This window comes from Telluria sp. RT2P19 (genome assembly GCF_059685725.1).
Genome location: NZ_JCASIL010000004.1, coordinates 71,168 through 87,227 on the forward strand (window position 1 = coordinate 71,168; position 16,060 = coordinate 87,227).

Annotated in this window: 10 protein-coding genes; 3 read left to right on the plus strand and 7 right to left on the minus strand. The window is 65.8% G+C overall.

Annotated elements, in window-relative coordinates; genetic code table 11:
• Positions 1–9 precede the first annotated feature (9 nt).
• The 7 genes from AC56KW_RS06565 to puuE form a co-directional block, all read right to left on the minus strand.
• Entirely contained in the window at positions 10–3,429 is a 3,420-nt protein-coding gene (locus AC56KW_RS06565) for a TonB-dependent receptor (protein WP_497169936.1), read from the minus strand.
• Between the two features lie 510 nt (positions 3,430–3,939).
• Entirely contained in the window at positions 3,940–5,445 is a 1,506-nt protein-coding gene (locus tag AC56KW_RS06570) for an adenosine deaminase family protein (RefSeq protein WP_497169937.1), read from the minus strand.
• 71 nt (positions 5,446–5,516) lie between these two features.
• Complete coding sequence (gene guaD, locus AC56KW_RS06575) at positions 5,517–6,833, minus strand: guanine deaminase (RefSeq protein WP_497169938.1); 1,317 nt, start codon at positions 6,831–6,833, stop codon at positions 5,517–5,519.
• The gene (gene xdhC, locus AC56KW_RS06580; RefSeq protein ID WP_497169939.1) at positions 6,833–7,831 is read right to left on the minus strand and encodes a xanthine dehydrogenase accessory protein XdhC; all 999 of its coding nucleotides are present in this window, start codon (positions 7,829–7,831) and stop codon (positions 6,833–6,835) included. The genes guaD and xdhC overlap by 1 nt, the downstream gene beginning before the upstream one ends.
• Entirely contained in the window at positions 7,828–10,155 is a 2,328-nt protein-coding gene (xdhB, locus tag AC56KW_RS06585; RefSeq protein WP_497169940.1) for a xanthine dehydrogenase molybdopterin binding subunit, read from the minus strand. Before xdhB ends, xdhC begins: the two co-directional genes overlap by 4 nt.
• Positions 10,156–10,165: 10 nt before the next feature.
• On the minus strand, positions 10,166–11,629 hold the full coding sequence (gene xdhA / locus AC56KW_RS06590) for a xanthine dehydrogenase small subunit (protein ID WP_497169941.1): 1,464 nt from the start codon (positions 11,627–11,629) through the stop codon (positions 10,166–10,168).
• Positions 11,630–11,737: 108 nt separating this feature from the next.
• The gene (gene puuE, locus AC56KW_RS06595; protein ID WP_497169942.1) at positions 11,738–12,706 is read right to left on the minus strand and encodes an allantoinase PuuE; all 969 of its coding nucleotides are present in this window, start codon (positions 12,704–12,706) and stop codon (positions 11,738–11,740) included.
• 295 nt (positions 12,707–13,001) lie between these two features.
• Here puuE and uraH point away from each other — a divergent pair, with 295 nt between their 5' ends.
• From uraH to AC56KW_RS06610, 3 genes are all read left to right on the plus strand, one after another.
• Complete coding sequence (gene uraH, locus AC56KW_RS06600; protein WP_497169943.1) at positions 13,002–13,355, plus strand: hydroxyisourate hydrolase; 354 nt, start codon at positions 13,002–13,004, stop codon at positions 13,353–13,355.
• A 74-nt stretch (positions 13,356–13,429) separates the two neighbouring features.
• Positions 13,430–15,283, plus strand: a complete 1,854-nt coding sequence (locus AC56KW_RS06605) for a DUF4153 domain-containing protein (protein ID WP_497169944.1) — start codon at positions 13,430–13,432, stop codon at positions 15,281–15,283.
• A gap of 194 nt (positions 15,284–15,477) precedes the next feature.
• A complete protein-coding gene (locus AC56KW_RS06610) occupies positions 15,478–15,840 on the plus strand; it encodes a hypothetical protein (protein WP_497169945.1) in 363 nt (120 codons plus the stop codon).
• Positions 15,841–16,060: the final 220 nt, after the last annotated feature.

Below are 16,060 nucleotides of genomic sequence, written 5' to 3' on the forward strand. Positions count from 1 at the left end.
TCGGCTTGCTTAGAATTCGTACTTCAGGGTTGCCTGGATCGCCCACTGCGACTCGCCCTTCGACTGCTTCAGGTCTTGACGCTCGACATCGTTACGCACGACGTAGACGTAACGGCCCTGTGCATCGGTACCCGCGAAGTCGACGAAGCTGCGCGCCTGGCCACCGTTCGACTGGAACGCGACTTCTTCGGTACGGCCCCACTTCTTGTTCAGCAGGTTGCCGAAGTTCATGAAGTCGAGCGTGAAGGTCGCCTTGTTGCGCTTGAACAGGCCTGGAATTTCCTGGCTGACGCGCAGGTCGAAGGTGTTGACCCATTCCGAGGTGCTGTTGTTACGCTTCACGACACCACCGGCGGCGCCATGCAGGCCCTTGTTGGCGTTGACGACGTCCCAGAAGCGCTGCTCGTTCGAGCGGTTGGCCGCGGTGTCGCCGTAGAACACGACTTCGCCGGAACCGAACGCGGTCGGGATGTACATCAGGTCGTTACCGGCCAGGTTGTCGCCGTTCATGTCGTTATTGAACGTCCAGCTGTACGGACGGCCTTCACGACCTTCGTAGAACACGCCGAAACGGGTGTTGTAGTTGTCGAAGAACTTCTTCTGGAAGTTCAGCAACGCGTTCACGCGGTTCTTGATGGCGTAGCTCGAGGTCGCGGCGACTTCTTCGTTCGGGTTGAACACCGAACGGCCGTTGAAGTTCGAGTTCGACACCGACGAGGTCAGCGGCGAGACTTCGGTCGCGTCGGTGTAGGTGTACGACACCGACCAGCCCAGGCCCTTCGTCATCGGCTGCGACAGCGACATGGTGATCACTTTCGCGTCGCCCTTGTCGGTATCGCGCGCCACCAGCACGTTGTTGAAGCTGCGGTTGCTCAGCGCGCGGCTGGTTGCGCCGCTGTTGCTGATCACGGTCGCGGCGTTGTTCGTCACGCCGTAGCTCGACTGCGCCAGGCCGGCCGCATTCCAGAACAGCTGACGGCCGTCGGCTGCGCCGATCGCGGTCGGAGCGCCCAGGTTCAGGTGCTCGTAGTAGATGCCGTGCTTGTTCTTGGTGTACAGCAGCTCACCACCGAACACCAGGCCGCCCCATGGCAGTTCGGTGTCGAAGGCCAGGTTGGTCTTCCAGATCGCCGGCTGGCGGAAGCCCGGATCCAGGAAGTCGACGTTGGCGGCAGGCACGGCGCCCGACACGTTCGGCTGGGCATCCGGATTGGCGCTGAACAGGCCACCGGTGGTCGGGCAGCGGGTTGCGCCGGTGCCCGAGCAGCTGATGGTCGCGGTAGCCACGCCCGAGTTCGAGAACGGGTTCGACATCCAGACGGCGGCAGCCGCACCCTGGAACAGGCCGAAACCGCCGCGCAGCTGGGTTGGACGCGGCGACTTGTCGAAGCGGTAGTTGAAGCCGAAGCGCGGCTGGACCAGGTCGGTGCCGTCGATGGTCTGGGTGTTGTCCAGACCGAAGCCACCCGACTGGCGCGCGCCAGTTGCCGGGTTGCCGGCCACCAGCGGCTGGGCCGCGGCGGCGTTGTACAGCGGACGGTTGCCGATGTCGTTACGGTCGTAACGCACGCCGTAGGTCAGGGTCAGCTGGTCGTTGACGGCCCAGGTGTCCTGCAGGAAGAGACCGGTGTTCTTGGTCTCGAACTGGGCGATTGCGTCTTCGATCGATGCGCCTGGCAGGCCGCGCTGCACGCTGTAGCTCAGCGGACGGCCACGGCGGAAGTTCTCGAGCACGGCGGCTTCGACCTGCGCATTGGTCGCGCGGGCGCAGCTCGGCAGGGCGCCGAAGCTGTAGAAGTTGGCGTCGGTCGACTCCAGGCAGGCGAAGGTGTATTCACCGAACACGCCTTGCAGGAAGGCGTTGTAGATCTCGGTCTTGGTATGGTCGGCGCCGAATTTCAGCTCGTGGTCGCCCACGATCCAGTTGGCGCCCGCATACAGGTCGGTGGTCTTGTTGCCCAGCACGTTGTTGTGACGGCTGCGCTCGGTACCGAAGTTCAGGAAGCGGTTACCGCTGGCCAGGCCGGCCGGCGCGCCTTCCGGCAGTGCGCCGGAGAACTGCAGGGCCATCGATGGCGTGCGGGTCGCGTTGACCGGGGCCGAATCGTAGTCGCGGGTCGAGTACTTGAACTCGGTCGAGAAGTTCGGGGTCCAGTCCGAGAACACCTGGCCGACGACGGTCTCGATTTCCTTGCCCTGGTTGTAGAAGCTCGACGACAGGCCGACGCCGGTGTTCGAGAAGCCCGGGAAGAACGGCTCGCCCTGGGTGGTCTTGGCGTAACGCAGGTTGGCGCGGTGGTCGTCGGTGATGTTCCAGTCGAACTTCACCATGCGCTCTTTCGAGGTCAGCATGGCGCCGGTCGGGACGGCCGAGGTGCCGATGTCGACGCCATAGCCCTGGGCGATCTGCTGCGCGCCGGCGATGGCCGACTGGGTGATGCCGACGGTGGTGCCGGTGCCGGAGCCGATCGGTCCGAAGTCAGGGCTCGAACGCGAGCTCTCGAAGTTTTCGGCCAGGGCGAAGATGAACAGCTTGTCCTGGATCAGCGGACCCGATGCCCAGACACCCTTGGTGGTTTCTTTCGATTTCGGTGCGTCGCTGTAGACATCGGTGACCGGGTTGTAGCGGTCGCCCGACATGGTGTCGTTGCGGAACACGTAGTACACGCCGCCACGATAGGTATTGGTACCCGACTTGGTCACGGCGTTGATGTTGGCGCCGGTGTAGCCCTTCTGGGTGACGTCGTAGTTGGCGACGTTGACCTGCACCGACTGGATCGCTTCGATCGAGATCGGCTGGCGCGCGGTCGGGCTGCCGTTCGACTCCAGGCCGAAGGTGTCATTGATCGCGACGCCGTCGATGGTCATCGAGTTGTAGCGCGAGTTCTGGCCGGCGACCGAGATTTCGCCGCGGTCCTTGTCGGTCTGCGACACGCGCGGGTCGGCGCGGGCATAGTCCTGCAGGTTGCGGTTGATCGACGCCTGGGTCTGCAGCTGGGTGTTGCTGATCGAGGTACCCGAGCCCATGTTGTTGCTCGAGAAGATCTCCGAACGGACAGCGGAACCTGCCACCGTCACGGTCTGGATGCCGACGGTGGCATCGACGGTCGCGGTCTGGGCCAGTTCGACGAAGACGTTGTTGCGCGTCTCGGTGACGCCGTCCTTGGTGATGGTAATGGTATAAGGACCACCCACACGCAGGCCGCGCGCGGTGTAGCGGCCTTCCGCGTCAGTGACGACATTGCTGACAGAACCCGACTCGACGTGCAGGACCTGCACTTGCGCGCCGGCAGCCGGTGCGCCCGCAGCGTTCGAGATACGGCCGCCGATGGCCGAGGTGGTGTTCTGTGCGAACGACGGCGACGCCGCCAGTGCAACCGACAAAGCCAGCGCCAACTTGGTGAGCCGGATCTGTTGTTGAGTGATCATTGAATACCCCAAAAAGAACGTCAATTATTGTTGGGCGCCCGAGCGAGCGCCCTCCCCTACGATGTACTGCTTAATCTGTGCTTTGGTGCGTCGGCGTTTCCAGCCGACAAGCGGCTGCGATTGTATCGTCACAATATTTCAACAAAATGACGCGGTGGAGTGATGTCATACAGCGGAATTCCGCCAATATGCATGAGCTTTGAACAAGCCGACAAATTCGATTTGGCTTCGTTATTCAGAGCTTTTTCGACTAAATCCCCGGGTAAGTGTTGTCAATACACGACATAATCAGCGTCGTTTAGACCGGAATATGACAAGGCGGGATTATATGTGCGGCATTCCTCGCTGGAATTTTTTTGATAAAAATTCAGTGGAAGTGCGTAGGGAACAAAGATTTTTGTAGCGAGAAGGCGACATAAGTTAATTTTGCATTAACTTATTGCCAAAAAGTCGTAGAAGATTTATGACAAGCTATCGGCCCGACGCGCGCCGGACCGATGGTGTCACACATTATTTGGCGCGAAGGGCCGTCGCGTTCAGCGACGCGATCTTGGCCTCGAATTCCGTGTAACGCTGATCCAGCTGGCGGGTCAATCGTTGCTTTTCCGCCACGGGCAAGAAGGCATAACGGATGCTCGCGTACGAGGCTTTTTTCACTTCCGCGTAGCTCGGCTTGAACTGGCTGGCGAACTGTACATACTCATGCGACAGCGTGTGGCGGGTTACGCCGGCGTCGTCGGTCGAGATCACGTAGGGCACGCCGTATTTCCGGTACAGGTTGAGCGGATGGTCCGCGCCCGATACCCCGCTGATGAAGGCGTTCGAGGTCAGGTTGATCTCGACCGGGATGTCCTTTTCGCGCATGGTCTTCATGATCGCCGGTGCATTCGCCTCGTGCGCCAGGTCCAGGCCATGCCCGATGCGGTTGGCGCCGGCCACGGCCAGTGCCTGGTCGATGTGGAACTTCAGGCCCTCCGGCGGCACGTCGCCCAGGGCCAGCTCGCCGGCGTGCATCGCCACCCTCACGTTCGGATAGACCGACTTCAGGAAGCGGAACATCTTCATGTGCAGGGTGTAGTCGCGCATCGAGACGTGCGTGCTTTCCTGGCCGACGATGTTCAGGCCCACGACGCGTCCACCCTTGTCGGCGGCCTTGAAGCTCGACACCATCGCCGAGAACACCTGCGACGGATTCAGCAGGCGCAGCGTGTAGTTCTGGTAGCGCATGGTGAAGCGCTCGTCGTCGATGCCTTCCGACGCGTCGCGGATCTGCTTGACGAAATCGTCGATCGACTTGTTGAAGGCGGCGTCCTTGTCCAGCGCGGCCAGCTTGGCGCGCAGTAGCTTGTCGAGCGCCCCATCGTCGCCGGCGTCGGCCCAGGCCTGGCTGTCGAAGTCGGGGTTGGCCACGAAGGGCGACAGCAGGAACATGGTTTCGATGTAGCCCACGTTCTCGGCGATCGCGCGCTGCTTGATCTCTTGCAGGCCTTCGCGCAGGTTGTCGTTAGCCACCGGGCCGAAGTAGCCGAAGGTCTGGAAAAAGCGCTGGTCGGGCGCCGGCTGCAGGTTGGTGTGGTTATGGAAATCCTTGTTCGACCAGCGCTTGGCGACCTCGCGCCAGGTGTCTTCGTCGGCCCGCACCTCGGCGCCCGATTTGCACACGCGCTGGGGCGCCGGCTTGGCGCGCTCGGCGGCGATCACCGCCTTGTCGGTCTCGATGCGCCAGGTCTGCGTGTTGATGCAGAAGCCCTGCTGGTCGACGAACCCGGTATACGACTCGGCATACACCGACCCCGAATAATGGTGGTGCAGGTCGCCGCCTTTCGGCATCTGGGTGAAGAACATCGTCAGCTCGGACAGTTTGGGCTGGCTGCCTTCGATCAGGCCCGCATAGTGGCGGGCGGTGGCCGCTTCATTGGGGTTGGCGGCGGGTTCCTTGGCCCAGGCGGCGGCCGGGACCGCGGCCACGGCCACGGCCAGCGCCAGCAGCGTGCTGCCGGTCAAAGTGGTGTGCATCGTGTGCTTTCTGGATGAATATGATCGCGCAACTCTAACTGCTTCGTTCACCAATGGCAATATTGCCAAACTCATGTGGCGAATACGCGTTCATGCACCTTGCGTCCACCCGAATAGGTCGCCGCGATGGTGCGGTCGTCGCCCAGCAGCGCCAGTGCGAACAACTGCTCTTCGAGCGAGTTGCAATGACCCGTCCTGCGCGCCAAAAGCGGCGTCGCCTTCGGGTCCAGCACCACGAAATCGGCTTCCAGGCCGGGCTGGAAACTGCCGATCGTGTCTTCCAGGCGCATGCTGCGCGCAGCGCCGAGGGTGGCGAGGTAGAACATGCGCAGCGCCGGCAGGTAGCTGCCTTTCAGCCGCGCCACCTTGTAGGCTTCGTTCATGGTCTGCAGCATCGAGAACGAGGTGCCGGCGCCGACGTCGGTGCCCAGCGACAGCAGCGCGCCCGCGCTGTCGGCGCGCTCGAAGTCGAACAGGCCGCTGCCCAGGAACAGGTTCGAGGTCGGGCACACGGCGGCCGCCGACCCGGTGGCCGCCATGCGCGCGAAGTCTTCGTCGTCGAGCCAGATGCAGTGGCCGAACAGCGCGCGCGGACGCATCAGGCCGAAGCGCTCGTACACATCGAGATAGCTGCGCGCCTGCGGGAACAGCTCAGCGACCCATGCGCACTCGTCCCGGTTCTCGGACACGTGGGTCTGGATGAAGGTGTCCGGGTGGCGCGCTGCCAGTTCGCCGGTCAGGCGCAGTTGCACGTCGGTCGAGGTCGGGGCGAAGCGCGGCGTGATCGCGTACAGCGACCGCCCGCGCTTGTGCCATTTGTGGATCAGGTCTTCGCTCTGGCCAAGATCGCCTTCGAGGTCGCGCAGGAAGTCCGGGCAGTTGCGGTCCATCAGCACCTTTCCCGCCACCATTCGCAAGTTGCGCGCCTCGCTGGCCTCGAAGAAGGCGTCGACCGACTGCGGGTGCACGGTGCAGTACACCACGGCGGTGGTGGTGCCGCAGCGCAGCAGCTCGTCGAGGAAGAACTCGGCGGTGGCGCGCGCATGCGCAGGGTCCTCGAAGCGGCACTCGTTCGGGAAGGTATAGGTTTCCAGCCATGGCAGCAGGCCGGGCGACGGCGAGGCGATCATGTCGGTCTGCGGATAATGCAGGTGCGTATCGATGAAGCCGGGGGCGATCACCTTGCCGCGGTAGTCGACCGGCTCCAGGCCGGGCGGCAGGGTCGACGCCAGCGCGGCGTAATCGCCGGCGGCCTTGACGCGGCCATCCTCGACGACCAGCAGGCCGTCTTCGTGCCACAGCGCGGCCTGGTCGTCGAAAGCCGGGTCGGCGCGAAAGTGCAGCAAGCTCGCACGGTAGGCATGCAGAGGGGGTGATACGGTGGACATTACGTGAATTCCGGTTGTGCTTCAGGGTGATGGGCTGCTTCCCACACGGACAGCAGCTGGGCCGCGACGGAGGCGGCGATCACGGCCGGGGCCTTGCCTTTGACGCCGGGCAGGCCGATCGGGCAGACCATCTGGGCCAGGCGCCCGGCATCGATGCCGCGTTCGCGCAGGCGCGCCTCGAACTGGCCGCGCTTGGACCCCGATCCTATCAGGCCGAACCAATCTCTGCAGGACGAACCAAGTGGACGCGCCAGAATGGCGTGGCACAGGCGCAGGTCGAGCGCATGGCTATGGGTCATGACGAGGAAGCTGGTACCGGGGGCCGCGCGTTCGACCAGCGCTTCCGGGGTGTCGGTGGCTTCGATCGTCACGTTGGCGGGTACCTCGGCCGGGAACATGGCGTCGCGTTCATCGACCCAGGTCACGCGGCAAGGCAGCGGTGCCAGCGCGCGCACGATCGCGGCGCCGACGTGGCCGGCGCCGAACAGCATCAGGTGGTCGCGCGGGGCGAGCACGGCGTCGAGCAGCCAGCGGCGGCCGTCCTCGCCCTCCATGACGCGGGTCGCGGGCGCGGATGCGAAGGCCGGCGTACCGGCCGCGCCGCCGAGGTGGCGTCCGGCGTCGTCGAGCAAGCGCCACGCCGAAGCGCCATCGAGGGCGACCAGGCGCCAGGTATCGAGATTGCGGCGCGACCGCAGGATGTCCAGTTGCGCCGGTTCGGCGCGCTCGAACGCAAGCCAGGCCACGCCGCCGCAGCACTGGCCCAGGCCCGGGCCCAGTGCGAAGCGCTCGAAGCGGCGCGCTTCGCCCTGCAGCAGCATGGCGCGGGCGATATCCAGCGCGCGATGCTCGAGGTGGCCGCCGCCGATGGTGCCGTAGAAATCGGGGGCGCGCACCAGCATCTTCGCCCCTGGCTCGCGCGGCACCGAACCTTTCACGGCTGCGACGGTGACCAGCACGGCGGCCTCACCTTCGCAGAGATTCAGCCAGTCGTTCATGACGCGCGCGCCGCCTCGACAAAGGCGATCGCATCGAGGATCTCCTCGGACGTCGCCGGCGCATTGAGCGGCGGATTGACCTTGTGCTCGCCCACGCTCGAGATGGCGTCGCGGATCGCGAAGAACACCGAGAACGGCAGCAGCAGCGGCGGCTCGCCGACCGCCTTCGAGCGGTGGATGCTGTCCTCGACGTTGGCGTTGTCGAACAGGCGCACGCGGAAATCGTCGGGACAATCCGAGACGGCGGGAATCTTGTAGGTCGACGGCGCATGCGTCATGAGCTTGCCGGCCGGGTTCCACCACAGTTCTTCCGTCGTCAGCCAACCCATGCCCTGGATGAAGGCGCCTTCGACCTGGCCGATGTCGAGCGCCGGATTGAGCGAACGGCCGGCATCGTACAGCGCATCCACGCGCAGCAGCTTCCATTCGCCGGTGAGCGTGTCGAGCACGACCTCGGACACCGCCGCGCCATAGGCGAAGTAGGAGAACGGGCGCCCGGTCATGGTCTTCGGGACCCAGTGCAGGCCGGGCGTCGCATAGAAGCCGTCGGACCACAGCTGCACCCGGGCCAGGTAGGCCTTGGCCACCAGCTCCTCGAACGGCAGGCACAAGCCGCCGACGAAGACATTCCCGGCCGCAAAGCGCACCTCGCTGGCTTCGCCGCCATATTGGCCGGCGGCATAGTCCGCCAGGCGCGCGCGGATCCTGCGCGCCGCATCCTGGGCCGCCTTGCCGTTCAGGTCCGCGCCCGTGGAGGCCGCCGTGGCCGAGGTGTTGGCGACCTTGGAGGTGTTGGTGGCGGTGGCGCGCACACGCTCGAGGTCGATGCCGAGTTCGTGCGCCACCACCTGCATCACCTTGGTGTTGATGCCCTGCCCCATCTCGGTGCCGCCATGGTTGACCAGCACCGAGCCGTCCACGTAGACGTGCACCAGCGCACCGGCCTGGTTCAGGTGGGTGACGTTGAAGGCGATGCCGAACTTGAGCGGCGTGAGCGCCAGGCCTTTCTTCAATACGGGGCTGGCGCGGTTGTACTCGGCGACGGCCGCGCGCCGTGCGCGGTAGTCGCTGCCGGCCTCCAGTTCGGCCACCAGTTCATGGATCACGTTGTCGACGATTTGCTGACCGAACGGCGTGACGTTGCGCTCCTGCTTGCCGTAGAAGTTCAGGCGCCGGATGTCGAGCGCGTCGCGACCGAGATTGCGCGCGATCTCGTCGATCACGTACTCGATGGCGATCGCGCCTTGCGGTCCGCCGAAGCCGCGAAAGGCGGTGTTCGACTGGGTATTGGTCTTGCCGCAGGCGGCAAGGATCTCGACGTCGGACAGGTAATAGGCGTTGTCGAAATGGCAGACGGCGCGCGTGGCGACGGGCCCCGACAAGTCGGCCGAGTAGCCGGCGCGCGTGACCATGTCGACCTTCGCCGCCAGGATGCGGCCATACTCGTCGTAGCCGACTTCGTACTCGTAGTGGAAGCAGTGGCGCTTGCCCGTGACCAGCATGTCGTCGTCGCGGTCGGCGCGCAGCTTGACCGGGCGGCCGGTGCGTACGGCGGCGATGCCGGCCGCCGCGGCCCACAGCGCCGACTGCGATTCCTTGCCGCCGAAGCCGCCGCCCATGCGCCGGCACTCGACTGTCACGTGGTGCGAATGCAGGCCGAGCGCATGCGCGACCACGTGCTGCATCTCGCTCGGGTGCTGGGTCGAGCAGTAGACGTGCATGCCGCGGTCCTCGCCGGGGATCGCATAGGCGATTTGTCCCTCGAGGTAGAACTGTTCCTGGCCGCCCACATGCAGCTCGCCCTTGACCGTGTGCGGCGCGCGCGCGAATGCCTGCGCGGCGTCGCCCCGGGCCAGGCGCATGGGCGGCAGCACATATGACGCGGCGGCGCGCGCCGCCTGCGGCGTGAGGATGGCCGGCAGGTCTTCGTAGTCGACCAGCGCCAGGCGCGCTGCGCGGCGGGCGTTATCGTGACTATCGGCGACGACGATGAAGAGCGGCTGGCCCACGTACTGAACGAGGCCGTCGGCCAGGATCGGATCGTCGTGGATGATCGGGCCGCAGTCGTTCAATCCGGGGATATCGCGCGCTGTCAGGACGGCGACCACGCCACGGCTGGCTGCCACCTTCGCCAGGTCGATCGCATGCACGCGCGCATGGGCGCGCGCCGACAGGCCGAGGGCCGCGTGCAGGGTGCCGGCCAGCTCGGCGATGTCGTCGGTATAGGTGGCCTGGCCGCGTACGTGCAGCTCGGCGGATTCGTGCTTGCGTGCGCGGCCCACTTCGGCCCAGGCGTCCGTACGGTTCAAGCCGGCGTCGTTCATGGTCGTTTCCTCATGGGCGCGCGAAGGCATTGACCGCGCCGGCCGGCAGCGGATTGTCGGGGCGCGTCTCGAGCCAGAATCGGCGCAGGAGGTTTTGCGCCGTGCGCATGCGGTAGCTGCCGGTGGCGCGCGCATCGCTCAGCGGCGCATAGTCGCTGCTGAGCGCCGCCATGGCCGCGCGCAGGGTCGCTTCGCCCCAGTCCTGGCCGCGCAGCGCGGCTTCGGCTGCGGCGGCGCGCTTCGGCGTGGCGGCCATGCCGCCGAAGGCGATGCGCGCCTCGACGATGGTCTCGCCATCGAGCGTGATGGCAAAGGCGGCGCACACCGCCGAGATGTCCTGGTCGAAGCGCTTGGCCAGCTTATAGGTGCGAAAGTACCGGTCGGCGCGCGGCAGCGGCACGCGCACGGCCTGCACGAACTCGCCCGCACGCAGGTCCTTCTGCTGGTAGCCGAGATAGAAATCTTCCAGCGCCAGCACGCGGCTGCCCTCGGGTCCGCGCAAGACCACCTGGCTGCCCAGCGCGATCAGCCACGGCATCGAATCGCCGATCGGCGAACCGTTGGCGACGTTGCCGCCCAGGGTGCCGGCATGGCGGATCGGCAGCGACGCGAAGCGCTGCCACAATGCGGACAGTTCGAGCCGATAGCGTTCGCACAGCGCCGCATAGGCGTCCTGCAGCGATACGCCGGCGCCGATCTCCAGCATGCCGGCGTTCTCGGTCACGGTCTTGAGCGCCGCGACCTGACCCAGGTAGATGACGTCGCCCAGTTCGCGCATCTGCTTGGTGACCCACAGGCCGACATCGGTCGAACCGGCCAGCAGCACGGCGCAGGGATGGTCGGCGCGCAGGCGCACCAGCTCGTCGAGCGTGCGCGGCGCATGGAAGTGCTGGCCGTGGGCCGTGTAGGTGATACCGTTGCTGCGCTGCAGGCCGCGCAGGCGCCCGGCCAGCGCGGCGCGGTCGAAGGCGACCGGCGGCAGCTCGGTCATGCGGCGCGCGGCGTCGATGATGGGACGGTAGCCGGTGCAGCGGCACAGATTGCCCGAGAGCGCATCGTCGATTTCGCAGCGCTGCGGCGCGCGGCCTTCGTGCTTCAGGTACATGCCCCATAGCGACATCGCGAAACCCGGCGTGCAAAAACCGCACTGCGAGCCGTGGCATTCGACCAGGGCCTGCTGCACCGGGTGCAGCGCGCCGTCGGCTTGCGCCAGGTCTTCGACCGTGAACAGGGCCTTGCCGTCGAGCGTGGGCGCGAACTGGATGCAGGCGTTGACCGCCTTGAGCGCAAGTTCGCCGTCTTCGAGGGAACCGACCAGCACCGTGCAGGCGCCGCAGTCGCCTTCGGCACAGCCTTCCTTGGTGCCCGTGCAGCGCAGGTCCTCCCGCAGGTGCTGCAGGATGGTTCGCGTTGGCGGCGCGTCGCGCAATTCGCGCACCTCGCCACGGAAGAGGAATCGGATCGGTTCTGACATGCCTGTTATCGAATGCGGTTTCACTGTTCGCCAAGGGCGGAAGGCTACCATTGCACGCCCTCCCTCATATAATCAGCAATTGATATTGGTTATCATCAGATATGCATACTACCGGAGCGCGCCGCAATGTCCTGTTTCATAAGGATGCACCGTTTTCCAGTGATTGGCGATATCGATCCGGCGCGCCACCCACACCCGCTCATGCCGCGCCACGTAGTCGAGAAAGCGCGCCAGCGCCGCCGTCCGTCCTGGCCGTCCCGCCAGGCGGCAGTGCAGGCCGATCGACAGCATCTTGGGCCGGTCCAGGCCGTCGGGGTCGCCCTCCTGGTACAGCACGTCGAAGGCGTCCTTCAGGTAGTCGAAGAACTGGGCGCCGGAATTGAAGCCCTGAGCGGTGGCGAAGCGCATATCGTTGGTGTCGAGCGCATACGGCACCACCAGGTGCGGCACACTGCGGACGGAACCGTCCGCAGCGCGCGCCTCGACCCGCTGCCAGAACGGCAGGTCGTCGCCATAGTGGTCGGCGTCGTAGGCAAAGCCGCCATGCTCGACCACGAGCCGGCGCGTATTGGGCGAGTCGCGTCCCGTGTACCAGCCCAGCGGCGCGGCGCCGGTCAAGCCGCGCATGATCTCGACGGCTTGCTGCATGTGGGCGCGCTCGGTGGCCTCGTCGACATGCTGGTACGAGATCCAGCGCAGGCCGTGGCAGGCGACCTCGTGCCCCAGTTCGCGAAAGGCCGCGACCGCGTCGCGGTGGCGTTCGAGCGCCTGGGCGACGCCAAATACGGTCAGCGGCATGCGATGTTCCTCGAACAGCCGCAGCAGCCGCCACAGGCCGGCACGCGAACCGTATTCGTAGAGCGATTCCATGCTCATGTGGCGCGCCGGGAAGGCGCTGGCGCCGACGATCTCGGACAGGAAGGTTTCGGACGCCGGGTCGCCGTGCAGAACGCAGTTCTCGGCGCCCTCTTCGTAGTTCAGCACGAACTGCAGGGCGATGCGCGCGGCGCCCGGCCATCTCGCATGAGGCGGGTTGCGGCCGTAGCCGGCCAGGTCGCGCGGGTAGGATACGGCCATGGCGGCCCTCCAAGGGAAGAATACGCCTGATGATATATTGTAATGCCCACCATAGTATATGACCGGGCACATAAGCCGGCTTATCGCGCCGATATACGGCGTTTGATGCGCGCAAGGCCCCGTCAAGGCGATCGAAATCCAGATTCACCATGATTACACTGGCTTTTGCTGCCAGGTTCCTCATTCGAGCTAACGCCCTGTGCGCTTGAACAGGGCGTTATCATCGATCATCACCGAACCCGGCGTCATGCCATTTGCCGCATGCATACCGAAACAGTCATTCAACGGAGGCAGGATGGGAAAATTGACCACCCACGTACTCGACACCGCCCACGGCTGTCCCGGCGCCGGCATCAAGCTCGAGCTGTACACGATCGGCGCCGACGGCCGCACGCTGCTGAAAAGCGCGCTGACGAACCACGACGGCCGCTGCGCCGTACCCCTGCTGGAAGCGGCCGCGCTGCAGGCGGGACAGTACGAACTGGTCTTCCACGCCGGCGACTACTATGCGGCGCGCGGCGTCGACCTGCCTTCGCCGCGCTTTCTCGACCGCATCACGCTGGGCTTCGGCATCGCCGACCCCAGCCAGAACTACCACGTGCCGCTGGTGATGACGCCCTGGTCGTATTCGACCTATCGCGGCAGCTAGCAAACTTGCGGGCGTCATGAGTCGTTGATCGGAAGTAATATACTCATCAAGACAACGACCAAGAAAGCGACGCCATGCAGCACACTGCGCCTACCGCCATGCCGGCGCCCTCGCCCGCCGGCGAAGACGACGGCGTCCCGTCCTGGCTCGGCCCGACGCGCATCGGCATCGGCCTGGCCCAGGGCCTGCTGCTTTACCTGCTCTACACCGCAGCGCAAGACAAATTCTGGCCGGCGAGCGCGCCGCTGCTGTTCGCGCCGCTGGTGATGGCCGGCGCGCTGCTGCCGGTGATCCTGATCAGCGGCCTGGGCCATATGGGGCGCCGCCAGCTGCTCACGTGGGCGCTGTGCGCGGCCGCGGTCATCGCGCTGCTGGCCGTGTACGACGTCTGGCGCCGCGTCGGCGTGCCTGGTTGGGACAGCGCGAAGCCCTCCGGCGTGCTGGCCTTCTGCCTGGCGGCCGGGTTCTTCATAGCCCATGCGCTGGTGCTGGCGGGCAGCCGCGAACGGCGCCGCATCGCGCCGTATGCCAGCTATTTCGAGGTCGCCTGGAAGTTCAACCTGCAAATCCTGTTCTGCCTGGTGTTCGTGGGCGCCACCTGGCTGGTGCTGCAACTGGGCGCCGCGCTGTTCGACCTCGTAAAACTGGATTTTTTGAGCCAGGCCATCCGCAAGGCCTGGTTCTTCATTCCCGTGACCGCCTTCGCCTTCTCAGTGGCAATGCACCTGACCGACGTCAAGCCCACCATCGTGCGCGGCATCCGCAACCTGCTGCACGTGCTGCTGTCGTGGATCTTGCCCGTGCTCACCCTGATGGTGGGCGGCTTCCTGGCCAGCCTGCCGTTCACCGGCCTCGAGCCGCTGTGGGCCACGCGCAGCGCCGCCGCCAGCATGCTCGGCGCCGCGGCGGCCTTCGTGATCTTGATCAATGCCGCCTACCAGGATGGCGCCACCCCGCCGGCGCGCGTGCTCGCCCTCTCGGCCCGCATCGCCAGCCTGCTGCTGGTGCCGCTGGTCCTGCTGGCCGGCCAGGCCCTGGCATTGCGCGTGATCGACCACGGCTGGTCGGCCGACCGCGTCATCGCCGCCGCCTGCCTGCTGGTCGCGGCCTGCTATGCCGGCGGCTACGCGGCCGCGGCGCTGCGCCGCGGCTGGCTGCGCACTCTGGCCGGCGTGAACATCGCCGCCGCCTTCGTGGTACTGGGCGTGCTGGCGCTGCTGCTGTCGCCAATCCTCGATCCGGGCCGCATCGCGGTCGACAGCCAGATGACGCGCCTGGCGGCGGGCCAGGTCACGCTGCCGCAGCTCGATGTCGCCTACCTGTACCACCACGGCGCGCGCTACGGCCGCGACGCCATCGCGCGGCTGGAGAAATCCGCCAGCGGTCCCGACGCCGGCTGGCTGAAGGTGGAACTGGCGCGCCTGCGCCAGCCGAACGACTTCGACGCCGGCCAAGCGGTGCCGGACCTGGCCGCCAACCTGCGCGTATGGCCGGCCGGCACCTCCCTGCCCGCCGGCTTCGTCGGCTTCGCCTGGACGACGATCAAGGATCAATATCGCCTGCCCCTATGCCTGCGCCGCCAGGGAACGATGTGCGACGCCTTCGTGATCGACCTTGGCGGCGACGCGCGGCCAGAAGTCGTATTGGTCGGCGCCACGAACCACGGCAATGCCGTGCTGCGCCAGGGCGAAGGCAAGGCCTGGGAATTCGCCGGCACCGTCCCGGCGATGCTGACCGCCTGCAAGCCGCTGCTCGACGCCATGCGTGCCGGCCAGATGCGCGCGATCCCGCCTGCCGTGTCCGACCTCGAGATCGCCGGCCAGCGGATCGTGATCGGCACCAGCTACACCCGGCCGAAGTGCGGACCGGAGCCGGACGCGGTCGACGACGAGCTGCTCGAGGAAGACGCACCGCGCCAGCGGCAGTGACACCGGCATATCTGTATCGCTGGAACCACATCTGTTGGCATTTTCGCGATAAATCTCGTCGATTGTAATAAAACTATTGCTGAGCAAATTGGCGGCTGGATAGAATCACGCCGTCAACGACGGGCGCGCCTGCCTGCTGCCCTGGTCAGCGCCCTCTCTCTCAGCAGCCCACGTAATACGCGCAGCACCTCCAGATGAAGAACACACTCCGCGCCGCCCTGCTGGCGCTTTCCCTGCTCGCGCCTGCGGTTCACGCGCAAGACGGCGCACGGGTCGACGCCAGGCCCGACCCGCGCGCCGACTACGCCGTCAATAACTGGCAATCGCTGGCCGCGCGCGACACGGTGCGACAGGAGCAACAGGAAGAACGCCGTGCCGCACCGGATCGCGCCTGCACGCAGTTGCGCATCTCGAACGACATGAACGCCGGCGCCGGCCGCATCGGCCTGCCGGTCTTCATGCTCACGAACCACCGCAACCCCGGCGACGCCAGTTCCCTGCAGCGTCCGGCGGTCATCATCCGCGCATCGGACCAGGCGCTGGCGGAAGCACCATAAGCGGCGCACACAAGGCCGGCTGGTCGGACACACCATCGTCGTGAACGCTTTGCCAAGACTGTTTCATCGCGGTTAACGCAATCACTCTATCCAGCGCAAACCGCGCGCATCGATTCCGGGCGATCCTGCCCGCCATGCCAATTCGTCCACGTGGTACGGACGCATCTGAACCGCACCAAATCCTTTACAAATTTAGTGCCCGTAGGCATGATCCGTTGGG

Excerpts from the sequence above, each read along its gene's own strand:
- AC56KW_RS06565 (WP_497169936.1), bottom strand. The coding sequence starts at position 3,429 with ATGATCACTCAACAACAGATCCGGCTCACCAAGTTGGCGCTGGCTTTG.
- AC56KW_RS06570 (WP_497169937.1), bottom strand. The coding sequence starts at position 5,445 with ATGCACACCACTTTGACCGGCAGCACGCTGCTGGCGCTGGCCGTGGCC.
- guaD (WP_497169938.1), bottom strand. The coding sequence starts at position 6,833 with ATGTCCACCGTATCACCCCCTCTGCATGCCTACCGTGCGAGCTTGCTG.
- xdhC (WP_497169939.1), bottom strand. The coding sequence starts at position 7,831 with ATGAACGACTGGCTGAATCTCTGCGAAGGTGAGGCCGCCGTGCTGGTC.
- xdhB (WP_497169940.1), bottom strand. The coding sequence starts at position 10,155 with ATGAACGACGCCGGCTTGAACCGTACGGACGCCTGGGCCGAAGTGGGC.
- xdhA (WP_497169941.1), bottom strand. The coding sequence starts at position 11,629 with ATGTCAGAACCGATCCGATTCCTCTTCCGTGGCGAGGTGCGCGAATTG.
- puuE (WP_497169942.1), bottom strand. The coding sequence starts at position 12,706 with ATGGCCGTATCCTACCCGCGCGACCTGGCCGGCTACGGCCGCAACCCG.
- uraH (WP_497169943.1), top strand. The coding sequence starts at position 13,002 with ATGGGAAAATTGACCACCCACGTACTCGACACCGCCCACGGCTGTCCC.
- AC56KW_RS06605 (WP_497169944.1), top strand. The coding sequence starts at position 13,430 with ATGCAGCACACTGCGCCTACCGCCATGCCGGCGCCCTCGCCCGCCGGC.
- AC56KW_RS06610 (WP_497169945.1), top strand. The coding sequence starts at position 15,478 with ATGAAGAACACACTCCGCGCCGCCCTGCTGGCGCTTTCCCTGCTCGCG.